This window comes from Streptomyces sp. NPDC016851 (genome assembly GCF_055562795.1).
In genome coordinates, this window is record NZ_JBVHEP010000012.1 from 41,699 (window position 1) to 60,225 (window position 18,527).

An 18,527-nucleotide genomic window follows, 5' to 3' on the forward strand; every position below is an offset into this window, starting at 1 on the left:
CCCTCTCCGTCGCTAGTGGAGAGGGGCTCTTTCGTGTCGCCTACGCCAACGGCTGCCTCGACCAGCGCCCCGTGGCCTCAGGTGAGCAGCACCGCCAGCGTTCCCGAGGCGATCAGCAGGGCGGCCACCGAGGTCAAGACGACGCCGTGGCTGGTCGAGGACCTCTTCTCCGCCCACCTGACTGCCTGCTCCGGATATTGCGCGTCATAGATCAGCTCGACCTGGTCGCCCACCTCCGGGAAGTCTGGCGCACCGCCCACCATCCAGCGCCTCCGGCGGCCGTCCTCGAAGAAGTGCTCGCACAGCACACTCTTGGGATCCGCGCTGTTCCCCTCGTAGACCCGGTCGACGCATGTCGCGACGACGCGCACCCCGTTGCGCATCAAGCTCCGCTCGACGTACCAGATGCGCAGCCCCATGGGCAGCAAGACCACCCCTATGACGATCAGCGTGCTCATCTCCCACCCCTGTTCCCTAGCGCGGGTACGCCGACATCAGTGCACAAGCCACGGCCGTTGACCACCTCTCACAGCCCCATGATCGGGCACTGCCCGCCAGGACACGGGCTGAAAGCGGAAGAGCGCCGGTTCGACCCTGGCCCCGGCCCCGATCCCGGCTCCATCGGAAACACAGATCCGGAGGGGCGCGTGACCCGGCCGAACCACCGGAGACAAAAGCGTTAGCCACAAAAATCCGCGGGATGAGATCCTGGATCCCGTATGTCTACGCAATCCGCCCCCGCCCTCGGCGCCCTCGCCCCCCGCCTGACCGAGCTCTCCCTGCGCGACGCGCACCGGCTCGGGCGCAGGCTCGAAGGTGCGCGCAAGATCCGTAAGCCGGAGGCCCGCGCCGCCGTGCTGGCCGAGATCGAGGCGGAGATCGCCAAGGCCGGGGAGCGGATGGCCGGGCGCCGCGCCGGCGTCCCCGAGATCACGTATCCCGAGCAGCTGCCGGTCAGCCAGAAGAAGGACGAGATCGCCGACGCCATCCGCGACCACCAGGTCGTGATCGTCGCCGGTGAGACCGGTTCCGGCAAGACCACGCAGATCCCGAAGATCTGCATGGAGCTCGGCCGCGGGGTCCGCGGCATGATCGGGCACACCCAGCCCCGCCGTATCGCGGCCCGCACCGTCGCCGAGCGCGTGGCGGAGGAGCTGGACACCCCGCTGGGCGGGGCCGTCGGCTGGAAGGTCCGCTTCACCGACCAGGTCGACCCGGACGCCACCTTCGTCAAGCTCATGACGGACGGCATCCTGCTCGCCGAGATCCAGACCGACCGCGAGCTGCGCGCCTACGACACGATCATCATCGACGAGGCCCACGAGCGGTCCCTCAACATCGACTTCCTGCTGGGCTACCTCGCCCAGCTGCTGCCGAAGCGCCCCGACCTCAAGGTCGTCATCACCTCGGCCACCATCGACCCCGAGCGCTTCTCCCGGCACTTCGGCGACGCCCCGATCGTCGAGGTCAGCGGCCGTACGTACCCCGTGGAGGTCCGCTACCGGCCCCTCCTGGAGGAGGACGGCGACGACGCCGACCGCGACCAGATCACCGCGATCATCGACGCGGTGGAGGAGCTCCAGAAGGAGGGCAAGGGCGACATCCTGGTCTTCCTCTCCGGCGAGCGGGAGATCCGCGACACGGCCGACGCCCTGACCAAGAAGAACTACCGCTTCACGGAGATCCTGCCCCTCTACGCCCGGCTGTCGCACGCCGAACAGCACCGCGTCTTCCAGCAGCACACCGGCCGCAGGATCGTTCTGGCCACGAACGTCGCCGAGACGTCCCTGACGGTCCCGGGCATCAAGTACGTCATCGACCCCGGCTTCGCCCGCATCTCGCGCTACAGCCACCGCACCAAGGTCCAGCGCCTGCCGATCGAGCCGGTCTCGCAGGCCAGCGCCAACCAGCGCAAGGGCCGCTGCGGCCGTACCAGCGACGGCATCTGCATCCGCCTCTACAGCGAGGACGACTTCAACGCCCGCCCGGAGTTCACGGACGCGGAGATCCTCCGGACGAACCTCGCCTCCGTCATCCTGCAGATGACCGCGGCCGGCCTCGGCGACATCGAGAAGTTCCCCTTCATCGACCCGCCGGACCACCGCAACATCCGCGACGGCGTGCAGCTCCTCCAGGAGCTGGGCGCCCTCGACCCGGCGCAGAAGGACCCCCGCAAGCGGCTCACGGACACCGGCCGCAAGCTCGCCCAGCTGCCCGTCGACCCGCGGCTGGCCCGTATGGTCCTGGAGGCGGACAAGAACGGCTGCGTGCGCGAGGTCATGGTCATAGCCGCCGCGCTGTCCATCCAGGACCCGCGCGAACGCCCCGCCGACAAGCAGACCCAGGCCGACCAGCAACACGCCCGCTTCAAGGACGAGACCAGCGACTTCCTGGCCTACCTCAACCTCTGGCGCTACATCCGCGAGCAGCAGAAGGAGCGCGGCTCGTCCTCCTTCCGCCGGATGTGCAAGCAGGAATACCTCAACTTCCTTCGCATCCGCGAATGGCAGGACATCTACAGCCAGTTGCGCACGGTCGCGAAGCAGATGGGCATCCACCTCAACGAGGACGACGCCCCGGCCGACCGCATCCACGTCTCCCTCCTCGCGGGCCTGCTCTCCCACATCGGCATGAAGGACGTGAAGGACGCCGGAGGGGAGGGCGGGAGGAACACCGGGAAGAACGAGTACCTGGGCGCCCGCAACGCCAAGTTCGCGATCTTCCCCGGCTCGGCCCTCTTCAAGAAGCCTCCGCGCTTCGTGATGTCCGCGGAGCTCGTCGAGACGTCCCGCCTCTGGGCCCGCGTCAATGCCAGGATCGAGCCCGAGTGGGTCGAACCCCTCGCCGGCCACCTCCTCAAACGCACCTACAGCGAACCGCACTGGGAGAAGGACCAGGCCGCGGTGATGGCGTACGAGAAGGTCACGCTCTACGGCGTGCCGATCGTGGCGCAGCGGAAGGTCAACTACGGCCGTATCGACCCGGAGGTCAGCCGTGAGCTGTTCATCCGGAACGCGCTCGTCGAGGGCGACTGGCGCACGCACCACAAGTTCTTCTCGGACAACCGCAGACTCCTCACCGAGGTCGAGGAACTGGAGCACCGGGCCCGGCGCCGGGGCATCCTGGTCGACGACGAGACGCTGTTCGACTTCTACGACCAGCGGATCCCCGAACACGTCGTCTCCGGCGCCCACTTCGATTCCTGGTGGAAGCACAAGCGGCACGAACAGCCCGACCTCCTCGACTTCGAGCGCGAGATGCTCCTCACCGAGAAGGCGGGCGAGGTCACCAAGGCCGACTACCCGGACACCTGGCGCCAGGGCAACCTCAAGTTCCGGGTGACGTACCAGTTCGAGCCGGGCGCGGACGCCGACGGCGTGACCGTCCACATCCCGCTCCAGGTCCTCAACCAGGTCACGGACGAGGGCTTCGACTGGCAGATCCCGGGCCTCAGGGAAGAGCTCGTCACGGAGCTCATCCGGTCCCTGCCCAAGCCGATCCGCCGCAACTACGTGCCCGCGCCGAACTACGCGAAGGCGTTCCTGGACCAAGCGGTCCCCTTGCAGGAGCCCCTCACCACGACCATGGCCCGCGAGCTGCGGCTCATGGTGGGAGTCCCCTTCGATGCCGAGGACTTCGACTGGGGCAAGGTCCCCGACCACCTGAAGATCACCTTCCGGATCGTCGACGAGCGGCGCCGCAAGCTCGCCGAGGACAAGGACCTGGAGGCGCTGAAGCTCAGGCTCCGGCCGAAGGCCCGCAAGGCCCTCTCCCAGGCGGCCGCCGCCACGGCGGAACGCCAGGGCGGCGAGTCCCTGGAGCGCAAGGGCCTCACGGACTGGACGATCGGCACGCTCACCCGCGTCTTCGAGACCCGGCGGGCCGGCCAGCCGGTGAAGGCCTACCCGGCCCTGGTCGACGACGGCGACACGGTCTCCGTACGCCTCTTCGACACGGAGGCCGAGCAGCAGCAGGCCATGTGGAAGGGCACCCGTCGCCTGATCCTGCGCAACATCCCGGTGAACCCGGCGAAGTTCGCCTCCGAGAAGCTGACGAACCCGCAGAAGCTGGCGCTGTCCTCGAATCCGCACGGCTCCATCCAGGCGCTGTTCGACGACTGCGCGATGGCGGCCGCCGACAAGCTGATCGCGGACTTCGGCGGGCCGGCGTGGGACGAGGAGTCGTACCGGAAGCTGTACGAGAAGGTGCGCGCCGAGATCGTCGACACGACCGTCCGTACGGTGGGCCAGGTGCAGCAGGTCCTGGCCGCCTGGCAGGCCTGTGAACGCCGCCTGAAGGCCGTACGCAGCCCCGCGCTGCTGCCGAACCTCCAGGACGTGCGGAGGCAGCTGGACGGCCTCGTGAAGCCCGGCTTCGTGACCGAGGCGGGGCTGCGTCGCATGCCGGACCTGATGCGCTACCTGGTGGCCGCGGACCGGCGTCTGCAGCAGATGCCGACGAACGTCCAGCGGGACACCACGCGGATGCAGAAGGTCCACGAGATGCAGGACGAGTACGCCTGGCTCCTGGAACAGATGCCGCAGGGGCGGCCGGTGCCGTCGTCGGTCCTGGACATCCGCTGGATGATCGAGGAACTCCGGGTCAGCTACTTCGCCCACGCGCTGGGCACGGCGTACCCCGTCTCCGACAAGCGGATCGTGAAGGCGATCGACGCGGCGGTGCCGTAACGGGCCGCGTACGCAGGGTGAGTTCGACCAGGACCCCGCCCTCCTGTAGAGTCTCTTCTCGCAGCGCAACGCACGAATCGCGCCGCGAAACCTGGTCCTGTGGAGCAGTTTGGAGTGCTCGCCACCCTGTCAAGGTGGAGGCCGCGGGTTCAAATCCCGTCAGGACCGCAGTGAAGAAAGAGGGCTCGCACCCCGCAAGGGGCGCGGGCCCTTTCTCGTGACCAACGACCTCGCCCACCCCGGCCACCCTGGCAAGGTGGAGGCCGCGCCCGCGGCGCAGCCGCAATCAGACGCAGCAAATCCCGTCAGGACCGCAGTGAAAGAGCCCGGATCTTCGGATCCGGGCTCTTTCTTTGTGCGCCCTTGCGCCCCTGACCTGCGCGATGCCCCCTCGCGGGCTCTCACGCCGTCTTGACGGCCTCTCAATCCCTCGGTACCCAGAAACCAGGGCCGTTCCCCGTTCGGTCTTCTGGAGGTGGCGTATGGCGGCATCGGCTAGGCACGAGACGCGGGCCCTGCTCCGTGCGCACCTGGCGGCCGCGTCGTCGTACCGGCATCTCACTCGCCACTGTCCGATCTGCCATCACCTGCTGCGGCTGGCCATGGAGTCCGCCCAGTCCACCCAGCCCGCCCCACGCGCCACCGCCCAGGCCTCCCAGGGCGCCACCGAGAACGAGAGCCCGGCGCGAGCCTGACCGGAGGCCGGCCTCAACACCCTTTCGTACGCGGGATGCTGGAGCCGATGGTTCCCCTACCGCACCCGCAGCGGAGCTAACAAGCCGCTCGGTATGTGACGGGTGTCACCGCATGAGATTTCAAAAGTGCGGTACTTACACCCCGCCTACAAGGGGTCAATTTAATATGTGCAATTGCACCCCTTCGACGGTGCCGCACACAGGGCATCCGACACCCCTCCCCAGACTCCGACAAGGCCGCTCACAGCCAGGCCACGAGTCCGACAGCCGGCGCACAAAAAAGATCGCGCTGGACCCGGCGGAGTCCAGCGCGATCGACGACGCACCCTGTTATATGCCTGGAGAGCTCTGACTGGCGTGGGCGTGGGGCCTGTTGGGGCAGGACCCGCGTCGCTTGGAGCTGTGGTTCCGGACGTCACGACTGATGGGGGACCAGCCGGTTTGCCCGGTTATTCAGTTGTTCAGGCCTCGCTGCGCTGCTGCGGAATGCCCGCGAGCAGAGCGCGGACCTCGGCCTCGCGGTAGCGGCGATGCCCGCCGAGCGTGCGGATCGACGTGAGCTTGCCGGCCTTCGCCCACCGCGTGACCGTCTTGGGGTCGACACGGAACATGGTGGCGACCTCAGCCGGGGTCAGCAGCGGCTCGGCATCAGGGGTGCGAGCGGTCATGAGCGGCCTCCTCGGGAGAACCGAACCTTCTCGGTTCTTTCCTCTAAATTCTGCACCTTGACCCGCGTTGCCCGAAATGGCGGACGCGAGTCGAGTCGGTTATAGGACGAACGGCTTGTCCTCGGCACTACAACTACACCATCTGTCCAGCCGCGTCGGCCAAACCGATGGAATTGCCCTCCCAGGTGTTCATCAGCGACGGAAGCCGATGGACCATGCCATAGCGGACAGTCACGCCACTGTGACGATCAGTCACAGGACGATCAGGAGTCACCAGACCCCCCAAAGCGTGCAATGCTGAGATTCCGCCCACAATGCAGCACATCGGGACGGAAGGAGCCCCCCGGACTCCTTGTCCTATTTTGGCATGAGGAGGGGCAAGGGGCGCAAGGGCCATGTACGTGCAGTCCGTCACGTTTGGCCTACTTGAGCGGTACGCCCGGATCGGAACCTACGTCCGTTGTTGACAAGGCGTCAGTAGACGCAGAGCACACTTCAGCAACGTCGGTGCGAGGACGTAACCCCAAAACGGGCGGTACGTCAAACGCCTGTTCGTGACCGGTCGCGAGCGGTCCGTAGGAACCGAAGGTCAGAGGTCGGGTCGGAGGTCGGGGCGGCGGTCAGTTCGCCGAGCGAAGATCCCGTACGGAACGCCACCGGGTCACCAGCCGTGCGTACGCCTCCCCGGCGGCCGCCCCGTCGCCCCGGCGCAGCGCGGCGATCCCCTCGGCCACGTCCGCCGCCGAGTGGTCGTCCTCCAGCGTCCCGGCCGGCACGGCGTGCACCAGGCCGCCGTAGTCCAGCTCCACGAGCGAGCGCGGGTGGAACTCCTCCAGCCAGCGCCCGACGTCCACCAGGCCGTCGATCAGCGGCCCCTCGTCCATGGCCTCCTTCAGGGCCCGCAGGCCCCGGGCCACACGCCGCCGGGCCTGGACCATGGGCGTGCGGTAGCGCAGCACCGGCGGACTGTCGTCGCTGTCGCCCTTGTCGTACTCGCGCTCCTCGTCGGTGACCAGCACGAACCAGCTGATCGGCACCTGCCAGGTCGCCGTGCGGATCCACGGCCGGGCGTCCGGGTTCACCGCCAGCCAGCGCTCGTAGTCCTGGGCAGCCTGGTGACGCAGGAAGGGCGGCAGGACCGCGTCCAGGACGGGCGGCGGGAGTTCCTCGGAGAGCTCCTCCAGGGCCTGCCAGCCGCGCAGCCGAGTGCGCCAGGGGCAGACGCACACGACACCGTCGACCTCCAGCACGAAGGCGTCCTCGCTCTCGTGCACCGGCACCAGGACCGGAGGAGTGGGCGCCAAGTCGGCCAGGGCGCTGCGGAGTTCGTCCTGGTACGAGGGACGGTCCGGACGGCGGGCGTAGCGGGCCCAGTGGCTGCGCTCCGGCTCCGCGAAGGCGGCCAGCGGTTCGTACACGCGCAGATAGGTCGCGTAGGGGACGATCACCGAGGACACCTTGGGCACGCCTGCTCCCTCCCCCGCCCATCGTCGCGAAAACCTACGGACCCCACTCACAAACGCGCGGGAAATCTATGCAAATCGTCGCACGGGTGTACTCCGGTCGGAGGTGATCCTGAGCACTGTGCGGTCCGCGGGCCCGTCAGGCTCTAATCTCATGCTCAACAGCCCCCGCCACCCGCACGGGAGCTGGTCTCCACCCGCCGCAACTTACTCAGGAGTCACCACAGTGACCGACGTAACCGGCGCACCTGCTGATGTACTGCACACCCTGTTCCACTCGGACCAGGGGGGACATGAGCAAGTCGTGCTCTGCCAGGACCGCGCGAGCGGCCTCAAGGCCGTCATCGCCATCCACTCCACCGCCCTGGGCCCCGCGCTCGGCGGCACGCGCTTCTATCCGTACGCGAACGAGGCCGAGGCCGTCGCCGACGCTCTGAACCTCGCCCGCGGGATGTCGTACAAGAACGCCATGGCCGGTCTCGACCACGGCGGCGGCAAGGCCGTGATCATCGGCGACCCGGAGCGGATCAAGACCGAGGAGCTGCTCCTCGCCTACGGCCGGTTCGTCGCCTCCCTCGGCGGCCGGTACGTCACCGCCTGCGACGTCGGCACGTACGTCGCCGACATGGACGTCGTGGCCCGCGAGTGCCGCTGGACCACCGGCCGCTCCCCGGAGAACGGCGGCGCCGGTGACTCCTCCGTCCTCACCGCCTACGGCGTCTACCAGGGCATGCGGGCCTCCGCGCAGCACCTGTGGGGCGACCCCTCACTGCGCGCGAAGCGGGTCGGCATCGCCGGCGTCGGCAAGGTCGGCCACCACCTGGTGGAGCACCTCGTGAAGGAGGGCGCCGAGGTCTTCGTCACGGACGTGCGCGAGGACGCGGTACGGCGGATCACCGAGCGGCACCGGGACGTCACGGCCGTGAAGGACACCGACGAGCTCATCCGCATCGACGGTCTGGGCATCTACGCCCCCTGCGCGCTGGGCGGGGCGCTGGACGACGACACCGTGCCGGTGCTGACCGCCGAGGTGGTCTGCGGCGCCGCCAACAACCAGCTCGCCCACCCGGGCGTGGAGAAGGACCTCGCCGACCGCGGGATCCTCTACGCGCCGGACTACGTGGTGAACGCCGGCGGTGTCATCCAGGTGGCCGACGAGCTGCACGGCTTCGACTTCGAGCGGTGCAAGGCCAAGGCCGCGAAGATCTTCGACACCACGCTGGCCATATTCGCACGTGCGAAGGAAGACGGTATTCCGCCGGCTGCCGCGGCCGACCGGATCGCCGAGCAGCGCATGCACGACGCGGCCGCGGCCCGCCGGGCGCGCTGAATCGGGAGCGCCCTCGTACGTTTGGCCGGTACCCGTCGGTGGGCAGTTAGAGAGAACTCTCACTTCTACCGGCGGGTCGACCGCCGATAAGTGGTTAAAATCGCGGTTGACCAGCGAGGACGGGGCGCCTCGAAGGTCCTGGGCGCGGGCACGTCATGCGGGCGACGTACCGTATGGGCGCGGGCTCAGGTACCGTGGAAGCCCTACGGACCGGTCTCTCTGCGGAGGGGCCGTTCCGGACCATGAACGCGTGTCAAGACTCTGGGGCCGTCGAGCCCCGTCGTTGAGGGGGTCGAGCCATGGGGCGCGGCCGGGCCAAGGCCAAGCAGACGAAGGTCGCCCGCCAGCTGAAGTACAACAGCGGTGGGACTGACCTCTCACGCCTGGCCGAGGAGCTGGGTGCATCGCCTTCGAATCCGCAGCCGCCTAACGGCGGGCCGTTCGAGGACGATGATCAGGACGACGACCTGTACGCACGGTACGCCGACCTCTACGAGGACGACGACGAAGACGAGGACGGCCAGTCCTCGCAACACCGTCGCGGCGCTTGACCTTGCACTGAGCATGTACCCGGTCGGTGACGGAGGTCACCGACCGGGTTCTGTGCTGCCTGCAAGGTCCCGTGGGGTTCGCCCCCCGTGCCTCAGTTCGCGTAGTCACCGATCAGGGCGGCACCAGTGAGGTGCTCGCCCCGGTCCGTGATCTCTCCGGCCACCCAGGCGTCCACGCCGCGGTCGGCCAGGGTCGCCAGGGCCACGTCCGTGGACTCCTGCGGCACGATCGCGATCATGCCGACGCCCATGTTCAGCGTCTTCTCCAGTTCCAGGCGTTCGACGTTCCCCGTCTTGCCGACAAGGTCGAAGACCGGGCCCGGGGTCCAGGTGGAGCGGTCGACGATCGCGTGCAGCTCGTCGGGGATGACCCGGGCGAGGTTGGCCGCGAGTCCGCCGCCGGTGACGTGGCTGAAGGCGTGCACCTCGGTGGTGCGCATCAGGGCCAGGCAGTCCAGCGAGTAGATCTTCGTCGGCTCCAGCAGTTCCTCGCCGAGGGTGCGGCCGAGCTCGTCGATGTGGGTCTCCAGCGCGAGGCCGGCCTGGTTGAGCAGGACGTGCCGGACGAGCGAGTACCCGTTCGAGTGAAGTCCGGAGGACGCCATGGCGATCACCGCGTCACCCGTCCGGATGCGATCCGCGCCGAGCAGCCGGTCGGCCTCCACGACGCCCGTACCGGCGCCGGCGACGTCGAAGTCGTCCTCGCCCAGCAGGCCCGGGTGCTCGGCCGTCTCACCGCCGACCAGGGCGCAGCCGGCCAGCACACAGCCCTCGGCGATGCCCTTGACGATGGCGGCGACGCGCTCGGGGTGGACCTTGCCGACGCAGATGTAGTCGGTCATGAACAGCGGCTCGGCGCCGCACACCACGATGTCGTCCATGACCATCGCGACCAGGTCGTGGCCGATCGTGTCGTAGACGCCCAGCTGGCGGGCGATGTCGACCTTGGTGCCGACGCCGTCGGTGGCGGAGGCGAGCAGGGGCCGCTCGTAGTTCTTCAGGGCGGAGGCGTCGAAGAGTCCGGCGAATCCGCCGAGGCCGCCGAGGACCTCGGGGCGCTGGGCTTTCTTCACCCACTCCTTCATCAGCTCGACGGCGCGGTCGCCCGCTTCGATGTCGACGCCCGCGGCTGCGTAGCTGGCACCAGTTGTCTCAGACATGGCTAATGAGAACCTTCGTGTCGTACAGCAGGTAGTGCGGGCTGCCTACGGGCGGCGGATCGCGTCGGCGGCGGCCGTGGCGGCCGGGCCGGCGGCCAGCTCCGTCTCCAGGAGCTGCTTGCCGAGCAGCTCGGGGTCGGGGAGTTCCATCGGGTACTCGCCGTCGAAGCAGGCGCGGCACAGGTTCGGCTTGGCGATGGTGGTCGCCTCGATCATGCCGTCGATGGAGATGTAGGCCAGGGAGTCGGCGCCCAGGGACGTGCCGATCTCCTCGATCGTCATGCCGTTGGCGATGAGCTCGGCGCGGGTGGCGAAGTCGATGCCGAAGAAGCAGGGCCACTTCACGGGCGGCGAGGAGATCCGGATGTGGACCTCGGCGGCGCCCGCCTCGCGGAGCATGCGGACCAGGGCGCGCTGGGTGTTGCCGCGCACGATCGAGTCGTCGACGACGACCAGGCGCTTGCCCTTGATGACTTCCTTGAGCGGGTTCAGCTTCAGGCGGATGCCCAGCTGGCGGATGGTCTGCGAGGGCTGGATGAACGTACGCCCGACGTAGGCGTTCTTCACCAGGCCGGCGCCGAAGGGGATACCGGAGGCCTCGGCGTAACCGATGGCCGCCGGGGTGCCGGACTCCGGGGTCGCTATGACCAGGTCGGCCTCGACCGGGGCTTCCTTCGCGAGCTTGCGGCCCATCTCCACGCGGGAGAGGTAGACGTTCCGGCCGGCGATGTCGGTGTCGGGGCGGGCCAGGTACACGTACTCGAAGACACAGCCCTTGGGCTTCGCTTCCGCGAATCGGGAGGTGCGCAGGCCGTTCTCGTCGATGGCGACGAACTCGCCCGGCTCGATCTCGCGGACGTAGGCGGCGCCGCAGATGTCGAGGGCCGCGGACTCCGAGGCCACGACCCAGCCGCGCTCCAGCCGGCCGAGGACCAGGGGGCGGATGCCCTGCGGGTCGCGGGCGGCGTACAGGGTGTTCTCGTCCATGAAGACGAGGCTGAAGGCGCCGCGCACCTGGGGCAGGACCTCGCCGGCCGCCTCCTCGATGGTCAGCGGCTTGCCGTCCTGGTCGACCTGGGCCGCGAGGAGCGCGGTGAGCAGGTCGGTGTCGTTGGTGGCCGCCACGCGCGGCGTACGGCCGCCCTCCTGCTTGGGCAGGTCGGCGACCATCTCGGCGAGCTGGGCGGTGTTGACGAGGTTGCCGTTGTGACCGAGCGCGATGGAGCCGTGCGCGGTCGCGCGGAACGTCGGCTGGGCGTTCTCCCACACGGAGGCGCCGGTGGTCGAGTAGCGGGCGTGACCGACCGCGATGTGACCCTGGAGCGAACCGAGCGAGGTCTCGTCGAAGACCTGGGAAACGAGGCCCATGTCCTTGAAGACGAGGATCTGTGAGCCGTTGCTGACCGCGATTCCCGCGGATTCCTGGCCTCGATGCTGGAGGGCGTAGAGCCCGAAGTACGTGAGCTTGGCGACCTCTTCGCCCGGAGCCCAGACACCGAAGACGCCGCAAGCGTCCTGGGGGCCCTTCTCACCGGGGAGCAGGTCGTGGTTGAGTCGTCCGTCACCACGTGGCACGCCACCGAGTGTAGGCGAGGTCGTCCACTGGTCCGAATTGGGGATACCGGACTTTTCAGCGGATCACTGCTCTGCGACGGCTCGCACACGCGTGCCGTTTTCGCTGGTCAGCGTCAGAGTTTGGTGATCGACTCCGTACTTCAGCTTCCCGTCGAAAAGTCGCAGCAGGGCCTTCTCGCCGGACATGAGTGAGTCTTCGCACATCATTCGGGTCGTCGCCGGGCGGCCGAGGGTGATATCGCCGTCGCGGACGGTGGCCTCGGCGTTGACCTTGTTGCAGCCGAGGCTGCCGGAGACCGTGCCCTTCTTCGCGTCGAAGGTGAGGTGGGCGCGGCCGTCGGTGTCCGGGGCCGTGACGGTCCACTTGGTGCCGCTCAGCTGGGCGTCCTTCGCCTTGGTGAGGCGGACGGTCTCCCCCTGGCCGGTGGTGAGGGTGAGGCGGTCGCCGTCCACCCGGGTCTCGAACTCGCGGCCGGAGAGCGTGCGGGCGAGGGTCTGCTCGAAGTCCATGGGCTTGTTCTCGCAGGCCATCTCCGTGGACCTGGTCGTGCCGAGCCGGAGGCGGTCGCCTTCGACGGTGGCGTCGGCGCCGAAGTTGTTGCAGCCGAGGCTGCCCTCGGCCCGGCCCTTGTCGATGGTGACGTGGGCGCCGGTGGGGGCCTTCTGGGTCTTTCCGCCGGTGGTGACGCTGTCCACGTTCCACCGCACGCCCGTCACCTTCACCGGTTTCCCGCCACCGACCGAACCGCTGCCGCCGTCCGCCTTCTCGTTGCCGCAGGCCGCCATGAGCGGGACCAGCATGGCGGCGGCCGTCAGGGTCATGCGCTGCTTCTGCCTGTCCATGCCACTTCGACGGGGGACCCGGGGGGATCGGTTCCCCTTATGCCATCAGCGGCAGGTGGGCCGAGAGGTCCGCCCGCTCGCCACTGGCGCTCACGCGGGCGTCCTGGAGGGCCCCTGCCCAGGCCAGCCGCCCGGTCGCGAGCCGGATCCAGGTCAGAGGGTCCGTCTCGACGACGCTGGGCGGGGTGCCCCGGGTGTGCCTCGGGCCCGCCACGCACTGCACCACCGCGTAGGGCGGGATCCGCACCTCGGTGGAGCCGCCGGGTGCCTTGGCGGCGAGGGCGTCGGCGAGGAGGCGGGTGCAGGCGGCGAGGGCCTGGCGGTCGTAGGGGATGTCGAGGCCGGGGACGGCGGCGTTCAGGTCGTCGGTGTGGACGACGAGTTCGACGGTGCGGGTGACCAGGTAGTCGGCGAGCGTGATGGCGCCGGTGCGGGCGGCCAGGACGCGGGCGCCGGGCGCGTCCGCCAGGCTCCGCCTGAGGCGCTCCTCGGTGCGGGTGTAGAGGGCGTCGAGGTCGGGGTTGGCGGCGGCCAGGTCGCGGGTGCCGTCGGCGATGTCGCCGGCGCGGGCGGCGGTGGCGAAGGGCCAGTCGAGGAGGCCGAGCTCCGGTTTCGCCGGCTCCTCGCGATCCAGGTTGCGGCTGACGGTCTCCACGGCCATGGTCACGTGCGCGGCGAGCTCCCGTACCGTCCAGTCCCCCAGCCGGGTGGGCAGCGCGAGCTGGTCGGGGGTGAGGGTGCGCACCGCCTCACGGACGTTCCCGAACTGGGTGAGCACCGCGGTGCGGATCTTGGCGGGGTCGTAGCTGCGGGCGCGTTTCTTGGCCGGGGGCATGGCGTCAGCCTAAGTGCGGGCTATGACAGTCGGGGGCGCCTCGAAGGTCTCTCCGTTGCGGGGCACGCCGATGCCCTGCCAGATGAAGGGGACGCCCCGGGCCGTGTCCGGGTCGGGATCGTCCATCAGCTGGAAGTGCAGGTGCGGCTCGGAGGAGTTGCCGGAGTTGCCGCAGCGGGCGAGTACCTGCCCGGCGTGCACCCGGTCGCCCTCGCGGACGGTGAGCGAGCCGCGCCGGAGGTGGGCGTAGGCGGCGTAGATGCCGTTGCCGAGGTCGAGGACGACGTGGTTGCCGAGGATGTGACGGACGCCGGCCATCTCCCGGACCGAGCCCTCGACGAGCATCAGGTACAGCAGGCCCGGCAGCGAGTTGCGGCTCAGGTGGTCGCGCTGCCCGTCGGCGGCCCGTACGACCGTGGCGTCGGCGACCGCGAGGATCGGGGCGCCGAAGGCGGGGAAGGCGTCGGGGCGGCGGGCGAGCGGCCACAGCCAGCGGAAGGCGGGGCGGGAGCCCGGCTCGGGCTCGGCGAGGATGTCGATGGCGTACGTCTGCCCGTGGGCGTGGACGCCGTGGCTGGGGGTGCGGTCGGCCGGACTGTTCAGCGCGGACCAGCGGCCGGTGACCGGCGGGGCGACCTCGACCGGCTCCCGGGCCCGGCGGGGGCTGTCGGGAGCGCCGCCCCACCGGTTGGCGACGGTGATGACGACGTACGCGAGGGCCAGCAGCAGGCAGTTCCACAAGATGTGATAGCCCCAGCCGAAGCAGATGTGGGCGATCACCAGCGCGATGAAGGCGAGCTGGAGGCCCTGGAAGGCCACCATTCCGAGCTTGTGTGCGGACATCTTCTCCCCCGGTCCGGTCGCTGTCACGGACGGGCCGTCGCCACCGCCACCAGCAGCGGTACGACCCGCCCCGGCGGCACCTCGTAGCGGCCCCGCCCGGTCGTGTGCAGCCAGCCGGCTCCGGTCAGCTGGCGCAGGTGGTGGTAGATCTGGCCGGTCGTGCCGAGCTCCTCCAGCTCGGCGAGTTCCGCCGCGGTGCGCCGGCCGCCGAGGATCTCGCGGAGCAGCCGGAGCCGGACCGGATGGCCGAGCGCCGCCAGCGACTCGGCGACCGGCGCCCAGTCGTCCTCGAGCAGCTCGTCCGTCACGGCGCCCATCTGCCACGCGTACTGCTCGCCCGTCGGCAGGCGTACGGAGCCGGTGTAGAGGACACCGCCGTCGGCGGCTCCCAGCTCGGACAGCTGCTCTTTCAGCCCGTTCAGGGCCCAGAAGTCGCCCGCGTCGAGGCGGGGTCCGGCGCGGTGGGCGCCTTCCAGGGCGGCCAGCCGTCGTTCGAGGTCGGCGACACGTTGTTCCAGTTCCACACCGTGGATATTACGGAACTACGTAATTGCGTTCAAGGGGGCGCGTCCGGACATGCGAAGGCCCCGCCCGTCACCAGGACGGGCGGGGCCTGGGCTCCGTGGCTACGCCAGGAGGGCCGGGATCGTCCCCTCGTGGAGCTCGCGCAGCTCGGACAGGGGGAGCGTGAACTCGCCCTGAATGTCCACCGAGTCGCCGTCCACGACACCGATGCGGGTGACCGGCAGGCCCCGCGCACCGCACATGTCGTTGAAGCGGACCTCCTCCGAACGCGGCACGGCCACGACCGCGCGGCCCGCCGACTCGGAGAAGAGGAAGGTGAAGGCGTCCAGACCGTCCGGGACGATCAGACGCGCGCCCTTGCCGCCCAGCAGCGCCGACTCGACGACCGCCTGGATCAGACCGCCGTCCGACAGGTCGTGCGCGGAGTCGATCATGCCGTCGCGGGAGGCGGCGATCAGGATCTCGGCGAGCAGCCGCTCACGCTCCAGGTCCACCTTGGGCGGCAGACCGCCGAGGTGGTCGTGCACAACCTGCGACCAGGCCGAACCGCCGAACTCCTCACGCGTGTCGCCCAGGAGGTAGAGCAGCTGCCCCTCCTCCTGGAAGGCGACCGGTGTGCGCCGGGTGACGTCGTCGATGACGCCCAGGACCGCGACGACCGGGGTCGGGTGGATGGCCGCCTCGCCCGTCTGGTTGTAGAGCGAGACGTTGCCGCCGGTCACCGGGGTGCCCAGCTGCTGGCAGGCGTCCGCCAGACCGCGCACGGCCTCCGCGAACTGCCACATCACCGCCGGGTCCTCGGGCGAACCGAAGTTCAGGCAGTCGGACACGGCGAGCGGCTTCGCACCGGTCGTCGCCACGTTCCGGTAGGCCTCCGCCAGCGCGAGCTGCGCGCCCGTGTACGGGTCGAGCTTGGCGTACCGGCCGTTGCCGTCCGTGGCGAGGGCCACGCCGAGGCCCGTCTCCTCGTCGATCCGGATCATGCCGGAGTCCTCGGGCTGGGCGAGGACCGTGTTGCCCTGCACGAAGTGGTCGTACTGGGAGGTGATCCAGGACTTGGAGGCCTGGTTCGGGGAGCCGACCAGCTTCAGGACCTGGTCCTTCAGCTCCTCACTCGTCGTCGGCCGCGGCAGCTTGTTCGCGTCGTCCGCCTGGAGGGCGTCCTGCCAGGACGGGCGGGCGTACGGGCGCTCGTAGACCGGTCCCTCGTGGGCCACCGTGCGCGGGTCGACGTCGACGATCTTGCCGTCGTGCCAGTAGATCTCCAGGCGGTCGCCGTCGGTCACCTCACCGATGACGGTGGCGATGACGTCCCACTTCTCGCAGATCTCCAGGAAGCGGTCGACCTTCTCCGGCTCGACGACCGCGCACATGCGCTCCTGCGACTCGCTCATGAGGATTTCCTCGGGCGAGAGCGTGGAGTCGCGCAGGGGGACGTCGTCCAGCGTCACGCGCATGCCGCCGGAGCCGTTGGAGGCCAGCTCGCTGGTCGCGCAGGACAGGCCGGCCGCGCCCAGGTCCTGGATGCCGACGACCAGCTTCTCCTTGAAGGCCTCCAGGGTGCACTCGATGAGCAGCTTCTCCTGGAAGGGGTCACCGACCTGGACCGCCGGGCGCTTCGACGGCTTGGCGTCGTCGAAGGTCTCACTCGCCAGGATCGACGCGCCGCCGATGCCGTCACCACCCGTACGAGCCCCGTACAGGATGACCTTGTTGCCCGCGCCGGACGCCTTCGCGAGGTGGATGTCCTCGTGCCGCATCACGCCGATGCACCCGGCGTTGACCAGCGGGTTGCCCTGGTAGCAGGAGTCGAAGACGACCTCGCCGCCGATGTTGGGCAGGCCCAGGCAGTTGCCGTAGCCGCCGATGCCGGCGACGACACCCGGCAGCACGCGCTTGGTGTCGGGGTGGTCGGCCGCGCCGAAGCGCAGCGGGTCGACGACCGCCACCGGGCGGGCGCCCATGGCGATGATGTCGCGGACGATGCCGCCGACACCCGTGGCCGCGCCCTGGTAGGGCTCGACGTACGACGGGTGGTTGTGCGACTCGACCTTGAAGGTGACCGCGTAGCCCTGGCCGACGTCCACGACACCGGCGTTCTCGCCGATGCCGACGAGCATGGCGTCGTTCTCGGGTGCCTTCTCACCGAACTGGCGCAGGTGCACCTTGCTGCTCTTGTACGAGCAGTGCTCCGACCACATCACCGAGTACATGGCGAGCTCGGCCCCGGTGGGCCGGCGGCCGAGGATCTCGACCACGCGCTCGTACTCGTCCTTCTTCAGGCCCAGTTCGGCCCAGGGCAGCTCGACGTCGGGGGTCGCGGCCGCGTGCTCGACCGTGTCCAGAGGCGTCCGGCTCATGCGTTGACCAGCTTCTTGAGGATCGAGGTGAAGAACGGGAGGCCGTCGGTACGACCGCTGCCGATCAGCGGCTCGACGGCGTGCTCGGGGTGCGGCATGAGGCCCACGACGTTGCCGGCCTCGTTGGCGACACCCGCGATGTCGTTGTTCGAGCCGTTGGGGTTGACGTCCAGGTACCGGAAGGCGACCCGGCCCTCGGACTCCAGCGCGTCCAGCGTGCGCTGGTCGGCGACGTACTGCCCGTCGATGTTCTTCAGCGGGATGTGGATCTCCTGGCCGGCGGTGTAGTCACTGGTCCAGGCCGTCTCGGCGTTCTCCACGCGCAGCTTCTGGTCACGGCAGATGAAGTGCAGGTGGTTGTTGCGCAGCATCGTGCCGGGCAGCAGATGGGCCTCGGTGAGGATCTGGAAGCCGTTGCAGATGCCGAGCACCGGCAGGCCGGCCTTCGCCTGCTCCAGCAGGGGCTCCATCACCGGCGAGAAACGGGCGATGGCCCCGGCGCGCAGATAGTCGCCGTAGGAGAAACCACCGCACAGCACCACGGCGTCGACCTGCTTGAGGTCCTTGTCCTTGTGCCACAGGGCGACCGGCTCGGCGCCCGCGAGGCGGATCGCGCGCTGGGTGTCCCGGTCGTCCAGACTGCCGGGGAAAGTGACGACGCCAATACGAGCGGTCACTTCACGGCCTCCGCGACTTCCTCGACCCGTACCGTGAAGTCCTCGATCACGGTGTTCGCGAGGAACGACTCCGCAAGATCGTGAATGCGGGCGAGGGCGGCCTCGTCGACCGGCCCGTCAACTTCCAGTTCGAAACGCTTTCCCTGGCGGACGTCCGAGATCCCTTCGAAACCCAGCCGCGGCAGTGCGCGCTGCACCGCCTGGCCCTGGGGGTCGAGGATCTCCGGCTTGAGCATGACGTCGACTACGACGCGTGCCACTGGCACTCCCGGTGTGTGGTGCTGAGCAGGTTCCTTCAGACTACCCGCACAAAA

The 18,527-nt window shown here is 69.3% G+C and carries 16 protein-coding genes and 1 tRNA gene; 5 read left to right on the top strand and 12 right to left on the bottom strand.

What is annotated here, in order from left to right:
* Positions 1-77 precede the first annotated feature (77 nt).
* The gene (locus ACZ3I3_RS20490; RefSeq protein WP_467367001.1) at positions 78-458 is read right to left on the bottom strand and encodes a DUF3592 domain-containing protein; all 381 of its coding nucleotides are present in this window, start codon (positions 456-458) and stop codon (positions 78-80) included.
* A 261-nt stretch (positions 459-719) separates the two neighbouring features.
* Here ACZ3I3_RS20490 and hrpA point away from each other — a divergent pair, with 261 nt between their 5' ends.
* The 3 genes from hrpA to ACZ3I3_RS20505 all read left to right on the top strand — a co-directional run bounded on the left by hrpA (position 720) and on the right by ACZ3I3_RS20505 (position 5,383).
* A complete protein-coding gene (hrpA, locus tag ACZ3I3_RS20495) occupies positions 720-4,688 on the top strand; it encodes an ATP-dependent RNA helicase HrpA (protein ID WP_467367003.1) in 3,969 nt (1,322 codons plus the stop codon).
* Positions 4,689-4,781: 93 nt separating this feature from the next.
* Positions 4,782-4,856, top strand: a tRNA-Asp gene (locus ACZ3I3_RS20500).
* A gap of 314 nt (positions 4,857-5,170) precedes the next feature.
* Complete coding sequence (locus ACZ3I3_RS20505) at positions 5,171-5,383, top strand: DUF6274 family protein (RefSeq protein WP_467367004.1); 213 nt, start codon at positions 5,171-5,173, stop codon at positions 5,381-5,383.
* Positions 5,384-5,844: 461 nt separating this feature from the next.
* Here ACZ3I3_RS20505 and bldC read toward each other — a convergent pair whose 3' ends face one another.
* A complete protein-coding gene (gene bldC, locus ACZ3I3_RS20510; RefSeq protein WP_003949541.1) occupies positions 5,845-6,051 on the bottom strand; it encodes a developmental transcriptional regulator BldC in 207 nt (68 codons plus the stop codon).
* 620 nt (positions 6,052-6,671) lie between these two features.
* Positions 6,672-7,517, bottom strand: a complete 846-nt coding sequence (locus ACZ3I3_RS20515; RefSeq protein ID WP_356928533.1) for a DUF8083 family protein — start codon at positions 7,515-7,517, stop codon at positions 6,672-6,674.
* A gap of 223 nt (positions 7,518-7,740) precedes the next feature.
* On the opposite strand from ACZ3I3_RS20515, the gene ACZ3I3_RS20520 reads away from it, so the two are divergent.
* Both ACZ3I3_RS20520 and ACZ3I3_RS20525 read left to right on the top strand, forming a co-directional pair.
* Complete coding sequence (locus ACZ3I3_RS20520) at positions 7,741-8,844, top strand: Leu/Phe/Val dehydrogenase (RefSeq protein ID WP_467367005.1); 1,104 nt, start codon at positions 7,741-7,743, stop codon at positions 8,842-8,844.
* 299 nt (positions 8,845-9,143) lie between these two features.
* Positions 9,144-9,395 (top strand): DUF3073 domain-containing protein, encoded by a 252-nt coding sequence (locus ACZ3I3_RS20525; RefSeq protein ID WP_391087973.1) that lies wholly within the window; start codon positions 9,144-9,146, stop codon positions 9,393-9,395.
* A gap of 92 nt (positions 9,396-9,487) precedes the next feature.
* Here ACZ3I3_RS20525 and purM read toward each other — a convergent pair whose 3' ends face one another.
* From purM to purS, 9 genes are all read right to left on the bottom strand, one after another.
* A complete protein-coding gene (gene purM, locus ACZ3I3_RS20530; RefSeq protein ID WP_467367006.1) occupies positions 9,488-10,555 on the bottom strand; it encodes a phosphoribosylformylglycinamidine cyclo-ligase in 1,068 nt (355 codons plus the stop codon).
* A 45-nt stretch (positions 10,556-10,600) separates the two neighbouring features.
* Entirely contained in the window at positions 10,601-12,130 is a 1,530-nt protein-coding gene (purF, locus tag ACZ3I3_RS20535) for an amidophosphoribosyltransferase (RefSeq protein WP_467367007.1), read from the bottom strand.
* A 63-nt stretch (positions 12,131-12,193) separates the two neighbouring features.
* The gene (locus tag ACZ3I3_RS20540; protein ID WP_467367009.1) at positions 12,194-12,973 is read right to left on the bottom strand and encodes an META domain-containing protein; all 780 of its coding nucleotides are present in this window, start codon (positions 12,971-12,973) and stop codon (positions 12,194-12,196) included.
* Positions 12,974-13,010: 37 nt separating this feature from the next.
* Positions 13,011-13,808: a maleylpyruvate isomerase family mycothiol-dependent enzyme gene (locus tag ACZ3I3_RS20545; RefSeq protein ID WP_467367011.1), complete on the bottom strand. Its 798-nt coding sequence runs from the start codon at positions 13,806-13,808 to the stop codon at positions 13,011-13,013.
* 9 nt (positions 13,809-13,817) lie between these two features.
* Positions 13,818-14,651 (bottom strand): M23 family metallopeptidase, encoded by an 834-nt coding sequence (locus ACZ3I3_RS20550; RefSeq protein WP_467367013.1) that lies wholly within the window; start codon positions 14,649-14,651, stop codon positions 13,818-13,820.
* A gap of 23 nt (positions 14,652-14,674) precedes the next feature.
* Complete coding sequence (locus ACZ3I3_RS20555) at positions 14,675-15,175, bottom strand: helix-turn-helix domain-containing protein (protein WP_467367015.1); 501 nt, start codon at positions 15,173-15,175, stop codon at positions 14,675-14,677.
* 102 nt (positions 15,176-15,277) lie between these two features.
* Complete coding sequence (gene purL / locus ACZ3I3_RS20560; RefSeq protein WP_467367017.1) at positions 15,278-17,536, bottom strand: phosphoribosylformylglycinamidine synthase subunit PurL; 2,259 nt, start codon at positions 17,534-17,536, stop codon at positions 15,278-15,280.
* Positions 17,533-18,213 (bottom strand): phosphoribosylformylglycinamidine synthase subunit PurQ, encoded by a 681-nt coding sequence (purQ, locus tag ACZ3I3_RS20565; RefSeq protein ID WP_467367019.1) that lies wholly within the window; start codon positions 18,211-18,213, stop codon positions 17,533-17,535. The genes purL and purQ overlap by 4 nt, the downstream gene beginning before the upstream one ends.
* On the bottom strand, positions 18,210-18,473 hold the full coding sequence (gene purS / locus ACZ3I3_RS20570; RefSeq protein WP_010045045.1) for a phosphoribosylformylglycinamidine synthase subunit PurS: 264 nt from the start codon (positions 18,471-18,473) through the stop codon (positions 18,210-18,212). The genes purQ and purS overlap by 4 nt, the downstream gene beginning before the upstream one ends.
* Positions 18,474-18,527: the final 54 nt, after the last annotated feature.

What these genes read in the sequence shown, in the direction of transcription:
- purL (WP_467367017.1), bottom strand. Translation starts at nt 17,536, where the DNA reads ATGAGCCGGACGCCTCTGGACACGGTCGAGCACGCGGCCGCGACCCCC.
- ACZ3I3_RS20490 (WP_467367001.1), bottom strand. Translation starts at nt 458, where the DNA reads ATGAGCACGCTGATCGTCATAGGGGTGGTCTTGCTGCCCATGGGGCTG.
- ACZ3I3_RS20540 (WP_467367009.1), bottom strand. Translation starts at nt 12,973, where the DNA reads ATGGACAGGCAGAAGCAGCGCATGACCCTGACGGCCGCCGCCATGCTG.
- ACZ3I3_RS20525 (WP_391087973.1), top strand. Translation starts at nt 9,144, where the DNA reads ATGGGGCGCGGCCGGGCCAAGGCCAAGCAGACGAAGGTCGCCCGCCAG.
- ACZ3I3_RS20545 (WP_467367011.1), bottom strand. Translation starts at nt 13,808, where the DNA reads ATGCCCCCGGCCAAGAAACGCGCCCGCAGCTACGACCCCGCCAAGATC.
- bldC (WP_003949541.1), bottom strand. Translation starts at nt 6,051, where the DNA reads ATGACCGCTCGCACCCCTGATGCCGAGCCGCTGCTGACCCCGGCTGAG.
- purM (WP_467367006.1), bottom strand. Translation starts at nt 10,555, where the DNA reads ATGTCTGAGACAACTGGTGCCAGCTACGCAGCCGCGGGCGTCGACATC.
- ACZ3I3_RS20550 (WP_467367013.1), bottom strand. Translation starts at nt 14,651, where the DNA reads ATGTCCGCACACAAGCTCGGAATGGTGGCCTTCCAGGGCCTCCAGCTC.
- hrpA (WP_467367003.1), top strand. Translation starts at nt 720, where the DNA reads ATGTCTACGCAATCCGCCCCCGCCCTCGGCGCCCTCGCCCCCCGCCTG.
- ACZ3I3_RS20505 (WP_467367004.1), top strand. Translation starts at nt 5,171, where the DNA reads ATGGCGGCATCGGCTAGGCACGAGACGCGGGCCCTGCTCCGTGCGCAC.